The sequence below is a fragment of the Neisseria sp. HMSC073G10 genome, from assembly GCF_001812605.1.
GTDB classification, from domain to species: Bacteria; Pseudomonadota; Gammaproteobacteria; order Burkholderiales; family Neisseriaceae; genus Neisseria; species Neisseria subflava_A.
Genome location: NZ_KV809536.1, coordinates 154,838 through 172,230, shown reverse-complemented (window position 1 = coordinate 172,230; position 17,393 = coordinate 154,838). Strand labels below are relative to the sequence as shown.

At 49.4% G+C, this 17,393-nt stretch carries 14 protein-coding genes; 9 read left to right on the top strand and 5 right to left on the bottom strand.

What is annotated here, in order from left to right:
- Both HMPREF2865_RS08925 and HMPREF2865_RS08920 read left to right on the top strand, forming a co-directional pair.
- Positions 1-660, top strand: coding sequence for a MarC family protein (locus tag HMPREF2865_RS08925; RefSeq protein ID WP_070625463.1), 660 nt, complete (start codon positions 1-3; stop codon positions 658-660).
- Positions 661-739: 79 nt separating this feature from the next.
- Positions 740-2,083 carry an aldehyde dehydrogenase family protein gene (locus HMPREF2865_RS08920; protein WP_070646783.1) on the top strand — a complete coding sequence of 448 codons (1,344 nt, stop codon included), beginning with the start codon at positions 740-742 and terminating at the stop codon, positions 2,081-2,083.
- A 300-nt stretch (positions 2,084-2,383) separates the two neighbouring features.
- Here the strand turns inward: HMPREF2865_RS08920 and HMPREF2865_RS08915 are convergent, their stop codons facing one another.
- From HMPREF2865_RS08915 to mltG, 3 genes are all read right to left on the bottom strand, one after another.
- A complete protein-coding gene (locus HMPREF2865_RS08915; protein WP_083309593.1) occupies positions 2,384-3,664 on the bottom strand; it encodes a malic enzyme-like NAD(P)-binding protein in 1,281 nt (426 codons plus the stop codon).
- 263 nt (positions 3,665-3,927) lie between these two features.
- Positions 3,928-4,554, bottom strand: a complete 627-nt coding sequence (tmk, locus tag HMPREF2865_RS08910) for a dTMP kinase (protein ID WP_070646782.1) — start codon at positions 4,552-4,554, stop codon at positions 3,928-3,930.
- 67 nt (positions 4,555-4,621) lie between these two features.
- Positions 4,622-5,617: an endolytic transglycosylase MltG gene (gene mltG, locus HMPREF2865_RS08905; protein WP_070646781.1), complete on the bottom strand. Its 996-nt coding sequence runs from the start codon at positions 5,615-5,617 to the stop codon at positions 4,622-4,624.
- A 115-nt stretch (positions 5,618-5,732) separates the two neighbouring features.
- On the opposite strand from mltG, the gene ampD reads away from it, so the two are divergent.
- The 4 genes from ampD to galU all read left to right on the top strand — a co-directional run bounded on the left by ampD (position 5,733) and on the right by galU (position 11,344).
- The gene (ampD, locus tag HMPREF2865_RS08900; RefSeq protein WP_070461597.1) at positions 5,733-6,299 is read left to right on the top strand and encodes a 1,6-anhydro-N-acetylmuramyl-L-alanine amidase AmpD; all 567 of its coding nucleotides are present in this window, start codon (positions 5,733-5,735) and stop codon (positions 6,297-6,299) included.
- Between the two features lie 177 nt (positions 6,300-6,476).
- Positions 6,477-7,745, top strand: coding sequence for a cell division protein ZipA C-terminal FtsZ-binding domain-containing protein (locus HMPREF2865_RS08895; protein WP_070461598.1), 1,269 nt, complete (start codon positions 6,477-6,479; stop codon positions 7,743-7,745).
- Between the two features lie 139 nt (positions 7,746-7,884).
- Complete coding sequence (gene ligA / locus HMPREF2865_RS08890; protein WP_070646780.1) at positions 7,885-10,353, top strand: NAD-dependent DNA ligase LigA; 2,469 nt, start codon at positions 7,885-7,887, stop codon at positions 10,351-10,353.
- A 127-nt stretch (positions 10,354-10,480) separates the two neighbouring features.
- On the top strand, positions 10,481-11,344 hold the full coding sequence (gene galU / locus HMPREF2865_RS08885) for a UTP--glucose-1-phosphate uridylyltransferase GalU (RefSeq protein ID WP_070646779.1): 864 nt from the start codon (positions 10,481-10,483) through the stop codon (positions 11,342-11,344).
- 54 nt (positions 11,345-11,398) lie between these two features.
- On the opposite strand, the gene HMPREF2865_RS08880 is transcribed toward galU, so the two are convergent.
- Positions 11,399-12,895: a TrkH family potassium uptake protein gene (locus HMPREF2865_RS08880; RefSeq protein WP_070646778.1), complete on the bottom strand. Its 1,497-nt coding sequence runs from the start codon at positions 12,893-12,895 to the stop codon at positions 11,399-11,401.
- A 173-nt stretch (positions 12,896-13,068) separates the two neighbouring features.
- Here HMPREF2865_RS08880 and HMPREF2865_RS08875 point away from each other — a divergent pair, with 173 nt between their 5' ends.
- The 3 genes from HMPREF2865_RS08875 to HMPREF2865_RS08865 all read left to right on the top strand — a co-directional run bounded on the left by HMPREF2865_RS08875 (position 13,069) and on the right by HMPREF2865_RS08865 (position 14,118).
- Positions 13,069-13,344 (top strand): type B 50S ribosomal protein L31, encoded by a 276-nt coding sequence (locus HMPREF2865_RS08875; RefSeq protein ID WP_004464264.1) that lies wholly within the window; start codon positions 13,069-13,071, stop codon positions 13,342-13,344.
- On the top strand, positions 13,344-13,469 hold the full coding sequence (gene ykgO / locus HMPREF2865_RS08870) for a type B 50S ribosomal protein L36 (protein ID WP_003685279.1): 126 nt from the start codon (positions 13,344-13,346) through the stop codon (positions 13,467-13,469). The genes HMPREF2865_RS08875 and ykgO overlap by 1 nt, the downstream gene beginning before the upstream one ends.
- Before the next feature lie 241 nt (positions 13,470-13,710).
- A complete protein-coding gene (locus tag HMPREF2865_RS08865; RefSeq protein WP_070461602.1) occupies positions 13,711-14,118 on the top strand; it encodes an MliC family protein in 408 nt (135 codons plus the stop codon).
- A 361-nt stretch (positions 14,119-14,479) separates the two neighbouring features.
- Here HMPREF2865_RS08865 and ileS read toward each other — a convergent pair whose 3' ends face one another.
- On the bottom strand, positions 14,480-17,272 hold the full coding sequence (ileS, locus tag HMPREF2865_RS08860; RefSeq protein WP_070647198.1) for an isoleucine--tRNA ligase: 2,793 nt from the start codon (positions 17,270-17,272) through the stop codon (positions 14,480-14,482).
- Positions 17,273-17,393 lie beyond the last annotated feature (121 nt).

Sequence of the window (17,393 nt, the reverse complement as noted above, 5' to 3'; positions counted from 1 at the left end):
ATGGAATTAGGTGTAGAAATCGGCAAACTTCTCGTTGCACTTCTTGTACTGATCAACCCCTTCAGCGCGCTCTCGATTTATCTTGACCTGACGCAAGACCACAGCACCAAAGAAAAACGCAGAATCGCGCGTACTGCCGCACTAGCCGTTTTCATCGTGATTGTCGTCTTTGCGCTGGGCGGCGGTATCTTGTTGAAAGTACTCGGTATCAGCGTGGGCTCTTTCCAAGTCGGCGGCGGTATTCTGGTTTTGCTGATTGCCATCTCCTTAATGAACGGCAACGACAATCCGGCCAAACCCAAAATTGATTCCCATTCAGAAGAACATCAAAGTGCGCAACAAGTCCGCCGCAATGAAAAAGCCATTGCCGTCGTCCCCATTGCCATTCCGATTACCATCGGTCCCGGCGGTATTTCTACCGTCATCATTTACTCCTCTGCTGCCAAAAATTACAGCGATATTGCCCTGATTATCATCTCCGGCTTTTTGGTCAGCCTGATTTGCTATCTCATCCTGATTGTTGCCGGACGCATCAGCAAACGCTTGGGCACGACCGGCCTGACCATCCTCAACCGCATTATGGGCATGATGCTTGCCGCCATTTCCGTAGAGATTATTGTTGCCGGCTTAAAATCTATTTTTCCCCAATTGGTCGCTTGAAGTACAATTATCACAATAAAAGGCCGTCTGAAACATTTTCAGACGGCCTCATAAAAACATAAAAACAAAGGAGCCAACCATGTTTCACAGCACCCATGTCTTTACCGGTGAAACCATTTGCCGCCGACCAGCACAAAGCTACACTAAATTTACCGACGAATTAAACCGCCTCCAAACCCTTCAGCAAACCTTCGCCCAATCAAGCATTACCGAGCGCACCGCCCTCTTACAGCAATTTGCCGACAGTCTTACCCAAAACCAAGAACGCCTCGCTGAAATGGTTTGCGAAGAAGTCGGACGCTGCCTGCACGAATGCCGTGCCGAAATCAGCAAATCCATCGAGCTTATCCGCTACTACGTCCGCCTTGCCCCCGAACTGCTTGCCCATAAAACCATCGCCACCCAAGCCAGCCTCAGCCAAGTCCGCTTCGAGCCTTTAGGCGTTGTCTTGGCAGTCATGCCGTGGAACTACCCTGTTTGGCAGATTTTACGATTTGCCATCCCTGCCCTTTGTGCAGGCAATGCTTGTGCAGTCAAACCTGCGCCCAGTGTTGCCCGCGTCAGCGAAACTCTCTTCGACCTTGTCCCCAAAGGCTTGCCACTTATCGGCGCATGGTTGAGCCATGAAGACACGCTTAAAGCCATTGAAGATACCGATGCCATGGCATTTACCGGTTCGACCCACACCGGCCGCCTGCTTGCCGCCCATGCAGGCAAACATCTGAAAAAAACCGTCCTTGAACTGGGCGGCAGCAATCCGTTTATCATCCTGCCCGATGCCGATCTGCAACGCGCAGCCATCGATGCCTGCTATTCGCGCTTTCGCGATGCCGGACAATCCTGCAATGCCGTCAAACGCATCGTTGTTACCCAAGATATTGCCGAACAGTTTATCCCACTCTTCCTTGCCGAGTGCGCCAAACTGCAAACCGGTAATCCAAAAGATCCGAACACCACCCTTGCCCCGCTTCACCGCCAAGACCTGCGTCAAACCGTACACGAGCAGGTTCAAGATGCGGTTGCACACGGCGCGCAATGTTTGAGTGGCGGCTATATCCCTGAGGGAGAAAGCTGGTTTTACCCTGCCACGGTATTAGATCAGGTCAACCCAAACTGCCGCGTTTGGCACGAAGAAGTCTTCGGCCCGGTTGCCATGATTTTACGTGCCGACAATCCGGATCACGCCGTCGCACTTGCCAATGACACACCTTTCGGCCTCGGCGCCTGCATCTACACAGCCGACACGGCAAATGCATGGAAATACGCCGAAAAAATTCAAGCAGGCTCTGTCTTTATCAACCGCCACACCAGCAGCGACCTCCGCCTCCCCTTTGGCGGCGTCAAAGCTTCCGGCTATGGCCGCGAGCTATCAGAATTCGGGTTGTATGAGTTCGTCAACGTCAAAACCTATTGGCAAAAATAAACCGTTTTATTAACTCAGGCCGTCTGAAAACTCGATTCCAGACAGCCTGATGTTGTTTAAAAAGACTGGAAAAAATATTGTATTTAATCCCGTACAAATTCTGCAAAGTCAAAGCAGCCCAAAAATAGAAATCTGTCTTAAAAAGTAAGCCGTATTTCCACGTCTATGTTGAATCAGCAGATTATCATATTCATTATTCCGATTGTTGCATTAACCCGTTTCTAAAATACCCAATAAACAAAAGAGCCGTCTGAAATACAACTTTCAGACGGCCTTTTCAATCAAGCACTATTTACTGAATTACAGTTCCCATGCAGCCAATTTAGCAGCGTACGCATCCAAGTCAGCGATTGGACGGGTAGCCACGCCGCTTTCCATAGCTGCTTTAGCGGTAGCAGAAGCAACGCGAGGCAACAGGCGGGAGTCGAATGGGGTAGGAATCAGGTATTCCGCGCCGAATTCGAATTTCTTACCGTAAGCGGCAACCACTTCTTCAGTTACCTCTTCCATTGCCAAGTCAGCCAAAGCGTATACGCAAGCGCGTTTCATTTCTTCATTAATGGTGGTCGCGCCGACATCCAATGCGCCACGGAAGATGAATGGGAAGCACAATACGTTGTTTACTTGATTCGGGAAGTCTGAGCGGCCGGTACCGATTACCACATCCGGACGGGTTTCTTTTGCCAATGGAGGCAGAATTTCCGGATTTGGGTTTGCCATAGCGAACACGATTGGTTTTTCGTTCATGGTGTTCAGCATTTCAGGAGTCAGCAGGTTTGCACCGGACAGACCCAAGAAGATGTCTTTACCTTTAACGGCATCAGCCAATACGCGTTGGCCGTTGTCTTCGATGGCGTAGAATTGTTTGGACTCGTCCATACGGTCTTTGTCTTCGCGGGTTTTATAAATCACGCCTTTAGAGTCGCAGACGGTTACGTTTTCACGTTTCAGACCCAAATCCAGCAATTGGTTCAAGCAAGCAATCGCTGCGGCACCTGCGCCGGAGCACACCAAAGTCGCTTCTTCAATTTTGCGGCCGGTATAACGCAAAGCGTTCAATACAGCGGCAGCGGTAATGATAGCGGTACCGTGTTGGTCGTCGTGGAATACAGGGATTTTGCAACGTTTGCGCAATTCGCGTTCGATGTAGAAGCACTCAGGCGCTTTGATGTCTTCGAGGTTGATGCCGCCGAAAGTCGGTTCCAAAGAAGCGATGATGTCTACCAATTTTTGCGGGTCTTTTTCATCGATTTCGATATCGAATACGTCAACGCCGGCGAATTTTTTGAACAATACGCCTTTGCCTTCCATTACAGGTTTACCGGCCAACGCACCGATGTTGCCCAAACCCAACACTGCGGTACCGTTGGAAATCACGGCAACCAAATTGCCTTTGGCAGTGTATTTGTAGGCAGTTTGAGGATCGGCATGGATTTCCATACAAGGAGCAGCTACGCCCGGAGAGTACGCCAACGCCAAGTCTTTAGAAGTGGCCAAAGGTTTGGTTGGGGTAACGGAGATTTTGCCCGGCACGGGGAATTCGTGGAACTGCAGGGCGGCTTCTTTTAATGAATTTTCCATTTATCGATCCTGTTTGCGAGAGAGATTTTACAGCGAACAAGTCTGAAACAGGCTGCTTCAGACGTTTAAATTTTCTAAAGTCGGGTTGTTAACAGACCGGCTTTGTAAGAGGCCGTAATTTTATCATGTTCTTTTGGTGGCGCATACCGATATTTATTACATTTGTTTTGATATTTCGTTTTATTTGGTTTTATGTCTAAAAACTTCTGTAATAATATTTCTTCACCACATTACTCTTCTTTCAGACGGCATTTTATTTAAACTTAAACATTCAATCCAAAAAGACTGTCTAGCGCGGTTTCAATCTGATTTTTTACCGCATCCAGACTTTGGCTGCTGTCGATGACGGCATAGCGTTCCTGCTGTTCGTTAGCACGTTGCAGATATACTTCGCGCACTCGATTGAAAAACTCGGCTTCTTCTTGTTCAAAGCGGTCTTTCTCACGCGTTTGGTTGATGCGCACCATTGACACCTCCAACGGCACATCCAACAGCAAAGTTAAATCTGGGCGGAAATCGCCCTGCACCCAATGCTCAAGCATGGCAATATCTTGCAAGGGAACGCCGCGTCCGCCGCCTTGATAGGCAAACGTTGCATCGGTAAAGCGGTCAGAAACCACATGCGTGCCGTTTTTCAGGGCAGGTAGAATGACTGTTTCCAAGTGTTGCTGTCTGGCTGCAAACATCAGCAGGGTTTCGGTACGCAGGCTGACTTGGGTGGCTGGGTTGAGCAGGATTTCACGCAATGCTTCTCCGGCCGGAGTGCCTCCCGGTTCGCGCGTAAACAATACGGGCAGTTGGTGTTTCTCAAACCATGCTTTCATTACGGCGAGGTTGGTGGATTTGCCTGCGCCGTCTATACCATCAAGGGTAATAAATCTAGGTTTCATATGGATATCGTCAATTTAAAGGCCGTCTGAAACTGGGATTATAAATGTTTCAGACGGCCTATTCGGTTTATTTCTTCAAAATATATTTGCGCACGGCAGCGTTGTGTTCAGAAAGGTTGTGGCTGAACTCGCTCAAGCCCGTACCATCCATTTTTGAGACGAAATACAGATATTTTTCATCAGACGGATGGCCTGCTGCTTCAAGCGCGGCTTTGCCGGGAAGTGCAATCGGCGTCGGTGTCAAACCGCTGCGTGTGTAGGTATTGTAAGGCGTATCGCGTTGCAGGTCGGCTTTGCGGATTCTGCCCTTATACGCATCGCCCATGCCATAGATGACGGTCGGGTCGGTTTGCAGGCGCATGCCGATATTCAGGCGGTTGACGAATACGGCGGCCACATGGGCGCGGTCGTCTTCGTGCGCGGTTTCTTTTTCAATCAGACTCGCCATAATCAGCATTTCGTACGGATTTTTATAAGGCAGGCCGCTTTGACGGTCATCCCATGCTTCTTGCAGGTTTTCCCGCATTTTACGGTAGGCGATTTTGTAAATTTGAAGATCGCTGCCACCGGCATCAATTTCGTAACTATCCGGGAAAAACTGTCCTTCAGGATTGCTGCTCAAGGCATCGGGCGCCAATTCGGCCATCAGTTTTTCATCGCTCCAACCGCGCGTGTCGTGGGCAATGTCGGCAGTGTTGTCGATAATACGGCGCATTTGGGCAAAACGCGCGCCTTCCAAAATTTGCACGCTGACCGAATCAGGGCGGCCTTTTTTAATGCGTTTTAAAATGTCCCAAGCTGATACTTTGGAGGATAGGCGGTAAGAGCCGGCATTGAGTTGGTTGTGTACACCCATCACATATGCGGCAGCTACCAGCACATAACGGTTATAAACAATGCCGTCTTGAGCCAGTTTGCGGCTGACGGAAGAGATACCTTGGTTTTTGGTAATGGTAATACGGTATGGTTTGCCGTTGTCCTTCGGAACAAACAACAATGCGGCAAACACGGCGGCAAATGCCGTCAAAAATACGGCCAGCCATTTCAACAATTTTTTCAGCATGGTAGGATTCTTGGTTTGTGAACGTGTCGGGCGACAGTATAACCGAAAACAAGTCCACCACGCCCTCCACCTTACCCAACGTATATTTTCCTATCCCGAAAGGCCGTCTGAAACCATGAATTCTCCTTCAAAAAACACTTGGCAAAGCGGCCGTTGGCTGAATGCACGTCAAACTCATTCGCCCAATTTCAGCCCGCGAGAACCGGATGAAGACATCTCATTGGTTGTCCTCCACAATATTTCCCTCCCTCCTTTTGAGTACAACACGGGTGCGGTGGAAAAATTGTTTACCAACCAAATCAACCCTGACGAGCATCCTTTTTTCAGCATCATCCACACCCTGCGCGTCTCCAGCCATTTTTTCATCAGCCGTAAGGGCGAAACCGTCCAATTCGTTTCCTGCGACGATATGGCCTATCATGCCGGTGTATCGTCATTTCAAGGCAGAGAAAAATGCAATACCTTCTCCATCGGTATCGAATTGGAAGGCTGCGATTTCGAGCCTTTTACCGAAGCACAATACACCAGCCTGCAAGCCTTGCTGACCGCCATTTCCGAACATTACCCGATTCAGGCCATTACCGGTCATCAGGACATCGCTCCGGACAGGAAAACCGATCCTGGACATTTCTTCGATTGGCCACGCCTTCAAAAAGCAGGTTTCCCCATCCGGCACGGATAACTTTCAGACGGCCTGAACACTGATTGGCAGACATAATGCTGTCACAACCGTTTATTTTCGTTATAATTCAGCTATTCATTCGGACGCATAAAGTCCGGCTCCAACGAACTTCCCACGCAGCAAGATTCCGCACCCTGAAAAAGACGGAATGCTGCCTTTTTAAAAAGTGATTACTCCATGATTTTCATCGTCTTAGCCCTCGCCGCCCTTTTGGCTGTCATCGGTTACAATATGTACCAGGAAAACCAATACCGCAAACAAGTGCGCGAACAATTCGGCCATTCCGATAAGGATGCACTTTTGACCAGCAAAACCAAGCACGTCCGCGACAGCAAAGAAACCGGCGGCCAAGGTTTGTTTATCAAGAAAAACAAAAAAACCGAAGAGGCATTGCGCAACCTGCAAGAGCAAGATGAAATCTACGCGGCAAAAGCCAAACTGGCTCATCCTGCCCAACTTAAAACCGATGTCGAGCTGGCCGTGGAAGACGACTTTTCCGCAGAAGAAAAAGTCCAACACACCGTTATCGGTTTGAACAACGAAATTACTATAAATCCTGCCGAAGCCGCTTTTGCTCCGGTTGAAACCGAAGCCGAACCTGTGGCACAAGTACCATTGATCAGCTTGGACGAATTGTCTCAAGTCGAGTTGCCTTGGTTTGACCCGCGCTTCGACTACATGGCCTACATCTCCCTGAAACAAGCCCAAGAATTGCACGCACTGCCGCGCCTTTCCAGCACACACCGCTTCCAAATCATCGGTTGCACCATGGACGACCATTTCCGCGTTGCCGAGCCGATTCCGGGCGTTTACTACCAAGGCTTCGTTATGGGCCTGCAAGCTGTCAGCCGTAACGGTTTGGCAGCGCGTGAAGAGCTGCAACACTTCGACCAACAGGTTGATGCTTTTGCCCAACTGATGGACGGCAAAGTTTTGCATACCGACTTGGATGCTTTCACCGAAGTCGCGCAAGCCCTCGACCAATTCTGTGCGCGTGTTGACCAAACCATCGCCATTCACTTGGTTTCCCATTCCAATATCAGCGGCGTAGAATTGCGTGCCGCCGTGGAAGATACAGGCTTCAAACTGGGCGAAGACGGCGCGTTCCATTTCGGTGACAACAACAACCCTCAACTGTTCTCTATCCATACTTTGGACAACAAACCATTTACCAATCCACTGTTGGACAACCAAGCCTACCGCGGTTTCAGCATGCTTCTGGATATTCCGCATGTTCCTGCCGGCGAAAAAACTTTCGACAAATTCATGGACTTGGCAGTCAAACTTTCCGGCCAACTCAGCTTGGATTTGGTTAACGACCAAATGGAAGAAGTTTCCACCCAATGGCTCAAAGACGTACGCAACTACGTTTTGGCCCGTCAGGAAGAAATGCTTAAAGTCGGCATCAAACCCGGCAGCAAACAAGCCCTGCGCCTGTTCTCTTAAACTTCCCCAATCAAAAAGCGGATATGCAATGACGGCATATCCGCTTTTTTCAGGTAAAATCCCTTCATCTTCAATATTCATCGATTTTCAGACGGCCTCTCTATCATCAGGCCGTCTGAAAACTCTATTTCGATTGCTCATGAATCCGACCGCACAACGTATCAAATACCTGACCGACCTCCTCAACCGCTATGCCTACGAATACTACACCCTAGACGCGCCCAGCATACCCGACGCCGAATACGACAAATTGTTCCGCGAGCTTGAAGCATTGGAGCGGAACTACCCCGAGTTCAAACTGCCTGACAGCCCGACCCAGCGTGTCGGTGGCGAGCCTTTGGCAGGCTTTGCCGAAGTGCGCCACGAAGTACCGATGCTGTCGCTGACCAACGCCTTCTCGCCACAAGATGAAAATGGCGTGTTCGACCATGCCGAAATGTATGCTTTTGATGAGCGCGTTCGTAGCGGATTAAACGGAGAAAAACCGGAATACGTTATCGAGCCTAAATTTGACGGTCTGGCCATCAGCCTGCTGTACCGCGACGGCGTATTGACTCAAGCGGCAACCCGTGGCGACGGCACCACAGGTGAAGACGTTACCCAAAACGTCAAAACCGTATCCAACATCCCCCTTCGCCTGCATGGAGAAAACATTCCCGAGCTTATCGAAATCCGTGGCGAAGTACTGATGCTTAAAGCCGATTTTGCCGCCTTAAACGAACGACAAGCTGAAAACGGACAAAAACCTTTCGCCAATCCGCGCAATGCCGCCGCCGGCAGTCTGCGCCAACTCGATTCGCGCATTACTGCACAGCGCAAACTGCATTTCTTCCCCTATTCCATCGCCCGACAACAAGGCGGTTTTGTCGCGGAAGAACACCTGCAAGAGCTGAGCTACTGTAAAGAGCTTGGTTTCAGCCTGCCCGATGGTAATTTCGGCTGTTTCCAAAATATCGACGAAGTATTGGCATTTTACGAAAAAATGCAGCAAAAACGCCCTACTTTGCCTTATGAAATCGACGGTATGGTGATCAAAGTCAACAGTCTGGCACAACAAGAAAAACTCGGTTTCATCTCACGCGCACCGCGCTGGGCCATTGCCCACAAATTTCCTGCCGAAGAAGCATTGACCATTGTCGAAGCCATTGATGTACAAATCGGGCGCACCGGTGCAGTAACCCCGGTTGCCCGCCTGCAACCTGTATTCGTCGGCGGCGTTACCGTTACCAACGCCACCCTGCACAATCAGGACGAAGTATCGCGCAAAGACGTGCGCGTTGGCGATACCGTCGTCGTGCGCCGCGCCGGAGACGTCATTCCCGAGGTGGTGCGCGTGATTTTTGAACGCCGCCCAATGCAGGAGACCAATATTTCCGTTTCAGACGGCCTGCAAGACGATTTGTTTGCCGAAACACCTTCTAAAGCGCAAGCCGAACCGCTTCACAAACCTTACCGCCTGCCTACCCATTGCCCTATCTGCCGCAGCGAAATCGAACGCGAAGAAGGCGAAGCAGTTGCCCGATGCAGTGGCGGTATGCTTTGCCAAGCACAACGCGCACAAGGTTTAATCCACTTTGCCTCACGCAAAGCCATGGACATCGACGGACTCGGTCAAAAACAAATCGAGCAGCTTGTAGCACAAGATTTGGTTCGTCATTTCGCCGACCTCTACCGCCTCGATATTCCAACCCTGCAAAAAATGAAGGAAACAGCGGATAAAGCATCGACTAATGAGGAAAAATCATTAAACAGTGAGATTGAAGACTTTGAAAGCGAGACCGGCAATGCCCCGCTTAGCAAAACCAGTAAAAAACAGCCGACCAAATGGGCGGAAAACATCCTTGCAGGCATAGAAGCCAGCAAAATGCCCGAACTTGCGCGCTTCCTTTTTGCCCTCGGCATCCGTCACGTCGGCGAACGCACCGCCAAAACACTGGCACAGGCATTCGGCACACTGGAACACGTCCGCTATGCCCCCGAACCCATCCTCGCCTGCCTGCCCGATATCGGCACGGTGGTTGCCCGCTCCATCGCCCACTTTTTTGCCCAAGAAGCGCAACAGGCAATGATAGACGAGCTGCTGGCTGTAGGTGTTGCCCCACAAAGCCAGGCTGTCACTATCCCGCCGTTGCGCCATGCCGAGCCGCAACGCTGGATTGCCCGCCTGCCTGATTTTAAAATCAGCGAAACCAAAGCGCTGGCCTTGTGGGAGCTTGCCGGACAAAACATAGAAGGTTTGCAAACCGACAAAGCATTGCCTGTCGATTGGCAAACATGGCGCAGTAAACCGCAAAACGCAGCCCTGCTTGAAAATATGAAAACTTTCTTTGCTCAAACGCTATCTAATCTTCAAGATGAAACGATTTCAGACGGCATCAATGAGACCATAGCAGGAAAAACCTTTGTATTAACAGGGACTTTACCCACGCTCAAACGCGACCAAGCCCAAGCCATGATTGAGGCTGCAGGTGGTAAAGTTTCCGGCAGCGTATCCAAAAAAACCGACTACGTTGTCGCCGGAGAAGCCGCAGGCAGTAAATTGGAAAAAGCCCAAACTTTGGGCGTAGCCATCTTGAGCGAAGAGGAATTGCTGTCGTTGCTGGGATAAGACAGTATCTATGACCAATCCTCCTTTTCAGACCGTCTGATACTTTATCATGTGGTATTATCATTACATACGACTACATCTTTACACTTTTTGGGGTATAAACCCACAGTTAAAATAGGATAATAATATGAAACCCATTAAAAAATGCGTCTTCCCCGTTGCCGGTATGGGCACCCGTTTCTTGCCTGCAACCAAAGCCAGCCCCAAAGAAATGCTGCCTATCGTAGACAAACCTCTGATTCAATATGCAGTTGAAGAAGCGGTTGAGGCCGGCTGTACTGAAATGGTGTTCATCACCGGCCGTAACAAACGCAGTATCGAAGACCACTTCGATAAAGCATACGAGTTGGAAACCGAATTGGAATTGCGTCAAAAAGACAAGCTGTTGGAGCACGTTCGCGATATCCTGCCTCCCAACATTACCTGCATGTACATCCGTCAAACTGAAGCATTGGGTTTGGGGCATGCCGTATTGTGCGCGCAGGCTGCCGTTGGTAATGAACCTTTTGCCGTTATTTTGGCAGACGATTTGATTGATGCGCCTAAAGGCGCGCTAAAACAAATGGTTGACGTATATAATCAAAGCGGCAACAGCGTTTTAGGCGTTGAAACCATCGATCATTCCCAAACCGGTTCTTACGGTATTGTCGAAGTCGAGCAGCTGAAAAACTATCAACGTATTATCAACATTGTTGAAAAACCCAAACCGGAAGAAGCGCCTTCCAACCTCGCCGTTGTCGGCCGCTACATCCTGACTCCGCGTATTTTTGACTTGTTGACCAACCTGCCTCGCGGTGCAGGTAACGAAATCCAACTGACAGACGGTATCGCTCGCCTGCTCGACCATGAGTTTGTATTGGCTCATACTTTTGATGGCAAACGCTACGACTGCGGCAGCAAATTGGGTTACCTTGAAGCAACCGTGGCTTACGGTTTGAAACACCCTGAAACTGGCGAACAATTCAAAGAATTGCTCAAACAATACGCTTAAGCCCAGCCATTATGAAAAGGCCGTCTGAAATTTCAGACGGCCTTTTTCTCAAACTTATTTCTTCCAATATGCCGGAGTAAGCAAAATCAGAACGGTAAAAATCTCCAAGCGTCCCAACAACATCACCGCTGTACACAGCCATTTCTGCACATCGCTCAACGCAGCATAATTATGCGACGGACCAACTGCCCCCAAACCCGGTCCTGCATTGGTAATACAGGCAATGACTGCCGTAAAGGCGGATAAAAAGTCCAAGCCTGCCGCCATCAGTAAAAAGCTGAATACAATGACCGTCATAAAATAAATAAAGATGAACGACATGACAGTCAGCGCCATGCGATCCGGAATAGAACGGTTGTTGACCTTTACCGTACGAACCGCGCGTGGGTGCAACAAAATCAGCATTTCGCGCAAGCTGAATTTGAACAATACCAACGCACGCACGTTTTTAATACCGCCCCCCATAGAGCCTGAACTTGCCAATACGTTCGACAGGAAAAACATCCACAACGACACAATCAGCGGCCATTGGGCAAAGTCAGCATTGGAGAAACCGCTGGCCAATCCGATGGACACAAAGTTGAAGCTGACAAAGCGTAAAGCTTCGCCAAGGCTTTGATAAACATCCTGCTGCCATAAATACAATGCCGAAATCAAAATACTGCCCGACAAAACCAGCAACATGGAACGGCATTCCTCATCTTTCCAATACACCTGCAAAGAGCGGTTGCCCAACGCAGTAAAGTGGCTGGCGAAATTGATACCGCCCCAGACAGTAAAAAACATCAACGTCCATTCGACTGCTACAGAATTGAAATATGCAACGCTGTCATCATGTGTCGAAAAACCGCCCAAGGCCACAGCCGACATCGCATGACACAAGGCATCAAACCAGCCCATGCCGGCAATATGCAAGGATACAAAGGCCGCAGCAGTTGTCAACGCATAGGCAAACCACAGCCGTTTGGCCACTTGCGAAATACGGGGCGCCATCTTACTTTCTTTATCCATACCCGGAATTTCCGCTTTGAAGAGCTGCGTCCCCCCCACGCCCAACATCGGCAAAATCGCCACAGCCAGCACGATAATACCCATACCGCCAAGCCAGTTGAGCATGTGTCGCCAAAAATTCACCGACGGCGCCAGCGTATCCAAGCCGGAAATCACTGTCGCACCTGTCGTCGTCAGCCCCGACATCGCTTCAAAAAATGCATCGGTAAAACTCATGGACGGCATATAGAAATAAATCGGCATCGCCGCCACGACAGCAAAAGCCAGCCACAGCATCAGTACCAGGGTGAATCCGTCGCGCGGCCGCAATTCACGGTTGAAACGCAGCGTCAGCACCCAAGTAACGCACGACACCAGCAATACGGTCAAAGCCGTATAGGCAAACACGAGAAACGCGCTGTCGTGATAAAAATACGACATCAGTGTCGGCACGGCCAACAGCAATGAAAACAACAGCCCCAGCTTGGACAATACATGGACAATCGGCATCACCTTGCTTACCGCACCGCCCAATCTGAAACCCTTATACAAATACATCATATCCCTATCATCAGAAAACAAAATATTCAGACGGCCTCATGAAAAAAAGGCCGTCTGAAACAGCATATTTTATCAAAATGCCGCAACCCCGTGATAAAGAAAAACCAAAAAACACTTGCCTGCTCTTTTCCTAAGAGTATAATGTTATACCATAACACTCACTGGAGAAAGAAATGAAACCCGATATCCACCCAGACAACTATCGTACCGTCCTGTTTTACGACAGCGGCGCAGACCAAGGATGGCTCATCCGTTCATGTGCCAATACCCACGGAAAAACCATGGTTTGGAAAGACGGAGTAGAGTATCCCCTCTTCTCTCTTGATACCTCTTCCGCATCCCACCCCGTATACACAGGCAAACAACGCAACGTTAATGTCGAAGGCCGCGCCAGCAAGTTCAACCAACGTTACCAATCCATGATGTCTTCTTTCAGAAAGGATAAATGATGCAAGTCCTCTCATCCCTAAAAACTGCAAAAAAACGACACCGCGACTGCCAAATTGTCCGCCGAAAAGGCAAAGTGTACGTCATTTGCAAGAGCAATCCCCGTTTTAAAGCACGCCAGCGTTAAGCTGTTCTATCCTTCTTTCAATGTAACTCTCTGAATTTTCCGCACTTTCGTTTACCTCTAGCGCAAGTGCGGTTTTTTTTCAAACGGCATTAATCATTCATATCAAAACTACAAAGAATCCTGCCATACTCCCGAAAACAGGAAGAAAAAGTAAATAATGGTTATCCCTATTGTGAAGCCATAAAGATATTTATAACATGCCGCTACATTCTTCCTTAAACACTGACCATAGGAGTCAAAAATGAAAGTAAAAGCCCTGCTTGCAATTGCCGCCGCCATGAGCCTCGCTGCCTGTGCCGCACCTGAAGCCCATCGCCATGACCATGGTCAACGTCATGAGCACAATCATGCACACGAATATGGCCACCAACATCATGACATGCATAACCATGGCCGTGTTCAATCATTCAGCTGCGAAAACGGCCTGTCTGTACAAGTCCGCAACCTGAGCACCAACCAAGTTGAACTGCGTCTGGATGACAAAGTTGCCACCCTGTCTTCTGCCGTTGCAGGTTCAGGCGAACGCTATGTTGCCAACCAAGGCCTGTTCGGCAAAGGCGCTGAATGGCATCAAAAAGGCAGCGAAGCATTCTTCGGCTTCACTGACCCATACGGCAACAAAGTAGAAACTTCTTGCTCTGCCCGCTAATTTCTACTAAGCAATAGAATAACTAAAGGCCGTCTGAAAACTTGTTTCAGACGGCCTTTTATATTGGATAAAACGAAAGAGAAATATAGTTTCCGTTCAATGAGAAAATGTAAATATGAGGCTATTTGAAGGTTCAAAATACATCCATACCCCACGGATAAGTAAGGCCCTTTGAAAAGTGCTTTCTACGAGAATATATTTCTCAATATACGTCAAATCCACTATACCTATACTGACTATATCTATTTATCAAAACTACAAATCCCAATTACCCTTCAAAATCTATTCGCTATACGAAAACAAAGGCCGTCTGAAAACCTATTTCCAAAGTTTTCAGACGGCCTTTATTTAGACCAAACCATTAAGCGTAATGTCTGTCTTCGCCTTTGCCGTCAACGTTGTCGGCACAACGTTTACAGATGGTTTCATGGCCTGCAACTGCGCCTACATCGTGGGTGTAGTGCCAGCAGCGTTCGCATTTTTCACCATCGCTGGCTTTAGCGGTTACAGCAAGTTCATTACCTACTTTCACTTCAGCTTTAGACACCAGCAAAGCAAAACGCAATTCTTCGCCCAAAGTGTTCAGATAGTCGGCAATTTCTTCCGGAGCCGTAATTTCGGTTTCGGCTTGCAATGAAGAACCGACAGTTTTATCCGTACGCAAAGGCTCGATGGCGGCAGTTACCGCTTCGCGTGCTTCGCGGATTGCCGTCCATTTTTTCACCAATTCGGCTTCGGCTTTTTCATTGATAGACGGGAACTCATGCCATGTGTGGAAGAGGACGCTGTCTTCTTCTCCACCACCGATGATGTCCCATGCTTCCTCGCCGGTAAAGCACAAAATCGGAGCAATCAACAGAACCAAACTGCGTGTGATGTGATACAGGGCAGTTTGCGCACTGCGGCGGGCGTGGCTGTCGGCTTTGGTGGTGTAGAGGCGGTCTTTCAGGATGTCGAGATAGAACGCGCCCAAGTCTTCCGAGCAGAAGGCGACAATGTCTTTCACAGCGAAGTGGAAGGCATAGCGCGGGTAGAAGTCGCCCGCCAGACGCTCTTGCAGCTGACGCGCCAATACTAAGGCGTAGCGGTCGATTTCAACCATGTCTGCCTGCGGTACGGTGTGTTCGAACGGGTCGAAATCGCTCAGGTTGGCAAACAGGAAGCTCAAGGTGTTGCGGATGCGGCGGTAGCTTTCGGTTACGCGTTTGAGGATTTCTTTGGAAATTGCCAATTCGCCGCTGTAATCGGTGGATGCCGCCCACAGGCGCAGGATGTCGGCGCCGAACTCGTTATAGACTTCTTGCGGCGCGACGACGTTACCGATGGATTTCGACATTTTGCGACCGTTTTGGTCAACCACGAAACCGTGGGTCAGCAGCTGTTTGTATGGCGCACGACCCATGGATGAGGCGCAACCGGTCAACATAGACGATTGGAACCAGCCGCGGTGTTGGTCGCTGCCTTCAAGGTACAAATCAGCCGGCCATTCCAATTCTTCGCGTTGTTTCACAACGGAATAATGCGTCGAGCCTGAGTCAAACCATACGTCCATGGTATCGGAAAGTTTGTCGTAATTTTCACAATCTTCCGCGCTCAAGAGTTCGCTCTTATCAAGAGAGAACCATGCTTCGATACCTTTTTCTTCGATTTTTTGGGCAACTTTTTCCAACAGCTCGGCAGTGTTCGGATGCAGCTCACCGGTTTCTTTGTGAACAAAGAAAGTCATCGGCGTGCCCCAATAGCGTTGGCGAGAAACCACCCAGTCAGGACGGCCTTCAATCATGGCTTCCAAACGCGCACGACCCCATGATGGGAAGAATTCGGTGTCATCAACGGCTTTGATGGCTTTGTCGCGCAGGGTTTTACCATCGGCACCTGCTTTGTCCATACCGACAAACCATTGGCCGGTCGCACGGTAAATCAACGGCGTTTTGTGGCGCCAGCAGTGTGCGTAACTGTGTTCGATTTTACTGCTTGCCAAGAGGTTGCCGGTTTCTTCCAGCCATTGCAGGATGACGGGATTGGCTTCCCAAACGCGCATACCAGCGACACGAGGTGTTTCGCTGATGTATTTGCCTTCGGCGTTGACAGGGTTGTAAAGCTCGATGCCGTATTTATTGCAGACAGCGTAGTCTTCCAGACCATGCGCAGGCGCAGTATGCACCAAACCGGTACCGGCATCGGTGGTCACATGGTCGCCATTGAGCATGGGAATATCGCGTTCGAGGAACGGATGGTTCATGTGCAGGTTTTCCAGCTTGTCACCTGTGGTTTCTGCCAATACTTTCAGGTCGTCTGAAGCAAAGCCGTAACGTTTGAGCGCATCTTCTGCCAAATCTTTGGCCAATACCAATTTGCCTTTAGGCGTATCAATCAATTGATACACCACGTCTGCGCCAGCTGAAACAGCTTGGCTCGCAGGCAAAGTCCAAGGCGTGGTTGTCCAGATAACGGCAAACGCTTTGCCTTCAATACTTGCCAAACCGAATGCGGCGGCAAGCGCGGCAGTGTCTTTAAACGGATAGGCAACGTCAATCGCAGGTGATACTTTGTCTTTATATTCCACTTCCGCTTCGGCCAATGAAGAGCCGCAGTCCAAGCAGAATTGAACAGGTTTCGCGCCACGGTAGAGATAGCCGGATTTGTAGATTTCACCGAGCATACGAACGGTATCGGCTTCGGTTTTGAAATCCATGGTCAGGTAAGGATTGTCCCAGTCGCCCAACACACCCAAGCGGATAAAGTCTTTTTTCTGACGTGCAATCTGTTCGGCGGCGTATTCGCGGCACAATTCGCGGAAACGGGCTTTAGGCATGTCTTTACCGTGCAGTTTTTCTACCATCACTTCGATAGGCAAACCGTGGCAGTCCCAACCCGGTACATAAGGCGCGTCAAAACCGGCTTGGGTTTTGCTGCGGATAATGATGTCTTTGAGAATTTTATTGACGGCATGACCGATGTGGATGTCGCCGTTGGCATACGGAGGACCGTCATGCAGAATGAATTTCGGACGGCCTTTGGCGATTTCGCGCAGTTTTTGGTAGCGTTTTTGCTCGTACCAGCTTTTCAGCCATGCAGGCTCGCGCTTGGCAAGATTGCCGCGCATTGGAAACGGGCTCTCGAGCAGGTTTACGGTTTTACTGTAATCGGTCATTTTTTGATCTCTATTGTTGCGGTATTTCGGTTTCAGACGGCCTGATTGCTCATTTTGAAAAGAACAGGCCGTCTGAAAAAATTCAAAGGACTTATTGTAGCCCAATTGTCTTGATTTTATA

Excerpts from the sequence above, each read along its gene's own strand:
- tmk (WP_070646782.1), bottom strand. The coding sequence starts at position 4,554 with ATGAAACCTAGATTTATTACCCTTGATGGTATAGACGGCGCAGGCAAA.
- HMPREF2865_RS08915 (WP_083309593.1), bottom strand. The coding sequence starts at position 3,664 with ATGGAAAATTCATTAAAAGAAGCCGCCCTGCAGTTCCACGAATTCCCC.
- ileS (WP_070647198.1), bottom strand. The coding sequence starts at position 17,272 with ATGACCGATTACAGTAAAACCGTAAACCTGCTCGAGAGCCCGTTTCCA.
- HMPREF2865_RS08865 (WP_070461602.1), top strand. The coding sequence starts at position 13,711 with ATGAAAGTAAAAGCCCTGCTTGCAATTGCCGCCGCCATGAGCCTCGCT.
- ligA (WP_070646780.1), top strand. The coding sequence starts at position 7,885 with ATGAATCCGACCGCACAACGTATCAAATACCTGACCGACCTCCTCAAC.
- galU (WP_070646779.1), top strand. The coding sequence starts at position 10,481 with ATGAAACCCATTAAAAAATGCGTCTTCCCCGTTGCCGGTATGGGCACC.
- HMPREF2865_RS08920 (WP_070646783.1), top strand. The coding sequence starts at position 740 with ATGTTTCACAGCACCCATGTCTTTACCGGTGAAACCATTTGCCGCCGA.
- HMPREF2865_RS08895 (WP_070461598.1), top strand. The coding sequence starts at position 6,477 with ATGATTTTCATCGTCTTAGCCCTCGCCGCCCTTTTGGCTGTCATCGGT.
- HMPREF2865_RS08880 (WP_070646778.1), bottom strand. The coding sequence starts at position 12,895 with ATGATGTATTTGTATAAGGGTTTCAGATTGGGCGGTGCGGTAAGCAAG.
- HMPREF2865_RS08875 (WP_004464264.1), top strand. The coding sequence starts at position 13,069 with ATGAAACCCGATATCCACCCAGACAACTATCGTACCGTCCTGTTTTAC.
- ampD (WP_070461597.1), top strand. The coding sequence starts at position 5,733 with ATGAATTCTCCTTCAAAAAACACTTGGCAAAGCGGCCGTTGGCTGAAT.
- ykgO (WP_003685279.1), top strand. The coding sequence starts at position 13,344 with ATGCAAGTCCTCTCATCCCTAAAAACTGCAAAAAAACGACACCGCGAC.
- HMPREF2865_RS08925 (WP_070625463.1), top strand. The coding sequence starts at position 1 with ATGGAATTAGGTGTAGAAATCGGCAAACTTCTCGTTGCACTTCTTGTA.
- mltG (WP_070646781.1), bottom strand. The coding sequence starts at position 5,617 with ATGCTGAAAAAATTGTTGAAATGGCTGGCCGTATTTTTGACGGCATTT.